At 63.5% G+C, this 2707-nt stretch carries 1 protein-coding gene; it reads right to left on the bottom strand.

Annotation, left to right across the window (positions count from 1 at the left end):
- Positions 1–59 precede the first annotated feature (59 nt).
- The gene (locus tag KY661_RS37020) at positions 60–2579 is read right to left on the bottom strand and encodes a P-loop NTPase (RefSeq protein WP_225414669.1); all 2520 of its coding nucleotides are present in this window, start codon (positions 2577–2579) and stop codon (positions 60–62) included.
- Between the last annotated feature and the right edge of the window lie 128 nt (positions 2580–2707).

The following is a 2707-nucleotide window of genomic DNA, read 5'->3' as shown; positions in this document are numbered from 1 at the left end:
TCGTCCATCCGCTTTCCTCGTTGCCAAGTTCATTGGTTCAACAACTGAAAGTGGAAAAGTTATTTCCTCCAGCCTCCATACTTGGCATCCAGCTCCTTCTCGGTGTCGTCATACTCCATCGCCAGCAGTCCGAATCGGTGGCCGTACCCCTGGGTTGCATACATCTGCCGCCCTGGCAGGAAGCTCCGCAGCAACCGAGCGCGGCGAACCGCCTCCCTGTTGGGGCTTGGTTTCTCTGCGGACGGAAGTGGCCGTGGCGTTGCAGATTCGGGCTCCCGGCGCGCGATGAAAGCCGGAGCCATGAGGAAGTGCGCGGCGATGCGCGTGTCATTGGCTTCCAGCTTGAAGATCTGGCTCTCCCGGCGCACGCGGCCGATGGCCTTGGACCGCAGCCGGGTCAGCCGTTCATAGACCTGTGCCTGAGGTTGGAAGGACAGCGCGTATGAGACATCCGCGGCTACGTTCAGCGGCAATGAGTCGAGCGCGGCCTCGAATGCATCCAGGAGCGACTGCTCTCCAGGGAGGCGCACGTCGAGACGTGCCGCCCAGAAGAGGCATTCGGCCACTGCGGCCCACCCCTCGGCATCCCCAGGAGGGACAAGGCTTCCGTCCGTCGCGGCCAGCCACTCCCGCGCTCGCGAGAATAGCTGGCGCGTGGGTGACAGGCGGGCGCGCAGCTCTCTCATGATTCGCTTGGCCTCTTCCGGTATGAAGTCGAGACTCTCCCCCCAGGTGAAAGAGAGCCCGGGAGTGACAGCCTGCACCTCCCCCGCATCGATGAACATCACCGTGAACCAGCCTGAGCCGAAGCTTTTCCTGGCATCGGAGGTCACGGATTCGTTGCGTGCAACGTATTCACACACTCCCAGCCAGAGCAGTGCTCGAAACACCTGCGCGGTCCCGACCCAGGTGCGGGTGCGCATCGTGACAATTTCCCGTGCAAGCCTGGAGCGCTCGCTCTCCTGGCGCGAGAAGGCATGCAGCAGAAACACCCCCAGCGCGTCTTCCACGATCTGAGGAAGGGCACGCACCGCGACTTCGAGCCACGGATTGAATGTGGCGTCGGTGAGCAGCGAGACGAGGATCAGAGATCGGACAGGGTGGAGCCCGTCCACAAAGCGGCCTGTGGCGTCCGCACGGACCAAGTACTCGCGCTCGAGCCGCTGCACGGTGAACTGTGGCTCAGGAAGAGCAAGAGACCGGGCGAGCTGGACGACGTCCAAGCGTGCGCCGTAGGCGGAAGCCACCGACACGCGCCGTAGCAACTCCAGCTCGGCTTCTGCCCGCGCTCCCAGCTGAGCCGCCCGCTCGCGGAGCCGCAGGACTTGGATCTCGAGGCGGGCGCGCAGCGTGTCATGCTGCGTGAGGAGGTAGGTAAACTCTAGCAAGGGCCCTCGGCCACCAAACCTCTCCCAGGCCTCCTCGAAGTCCAGGTATTGGGAAAAAGGCCTGCGCTGGATGAGCCGACCATGAATCAAGCGCGCCTCTGCTTCGTCAAGCTGGAGCGCTATCTCCTCGAAGCGCAAGCTCGAATGGCCGATGCTCGCACGCAGCCAGTCTTCCTCGCGGATGGTGACCAGGACACGCGAGGAGGACTCCGCGTACAGGGCCTCCACCAAGTCCGTCCAGGCGGTGTCTCCCGGAGCGACATCCACGTAGATATAGGCGAGAGCGCCCAGAGCGGAGAGGTGTCCGATTACCGCCCGGGCAATGCTCAAGGCATGGCGCCGATCCTGGATGAGGTTCACCTTGAACCGGCTCGCGGAAGGGACATAGTCATGCAGGAATCGGTGCGCGAGAGCACTCTTTCCCTGTCCCGACGCGCCCCGTACCACCACGACACGCGCCTTGCCGAAGGCCTGCTCGAGCGCCTCCAGTCTTTCGCGCCTGACCACATCGACACCCGCGAGGATATGTTCATAGCGCGCGGAGACTCCCTGATAGAACTCCTCACCCAGATCCTCGGTGTGCGCTACGGGGCGGTCCTCAAGAGGCGTGATGGCCGTGAACCACTCCTCCTGATGCGCGGCACGGTTCGCGAGGAACCGGCCAACCTCGGTCAAACGTTCCCGCAGGTCTTTCTGGGTGATCGATTTGCGGAGTTCCGCGACCTGGAACAGCCAGGCGTGGAGCAGCGCGAAGGCCGACGAGGGGTCATATCCCGCGAAGGAGCTTTTCAAGACTTCGAAGACCGCGTCCGTCAGCTGCCTCTCCGACGCCGAGTCCAAAGTCACCCTTGAGAGCAGCTGCGCCGCCTGGGCGGGCGTATAGCCCCACGCCTCGAACTGCCGTAGCACACGGCCCCGGGAGGGCTCTTGCCCGTTCCAAGCCTTGAGCATCTCTTGGCCATAGGGACCAAAGGAAACAATGCGTTCGCGAGCATCCGGGAGCGCGTCGCGCCGTCGCAGCACCCGGTGGAAGAAGGAATCCGGCTTCTTCGGCTCGAGCTCGGACGGCGTCAGCGCATCTCCGTGCGCCTTGAGCTGGATGATCTCCAAGCCCCTGCCGTTCAGGTCGAGGATATCGAGGTCTTCGTGCCCCTCCAGCCTGAAAACGTGCTGCCCCGCCTCCTTGTCCAAGAGCAGGCGATGGAGGGTGTATAGCGCTTGAAGTCGATATCCCCTGAGAGCCACCCCTTTCAAGATGTTGAATCAATGCGCCCGGAGGCGAGGACTCGGGCCGTGGCGACGTGCTGACGTGCAGTGCG

It is taken from the genome of Allostigmatella hybrida (genome assembly GCF_020103775.1).
In the GTDB taxonomy this organism is placed as follows: domain Bacteria; phylum Myxococcota; class Myxococcia; order Myxococcales; family Myxococcaceae; genus Hyalangium; species Hyalangium aurantiaca.
Note: the sequence above shows the minus strand (reverse complement) of the source record. Positions and strands in the feature narration are given on the sequence as shown.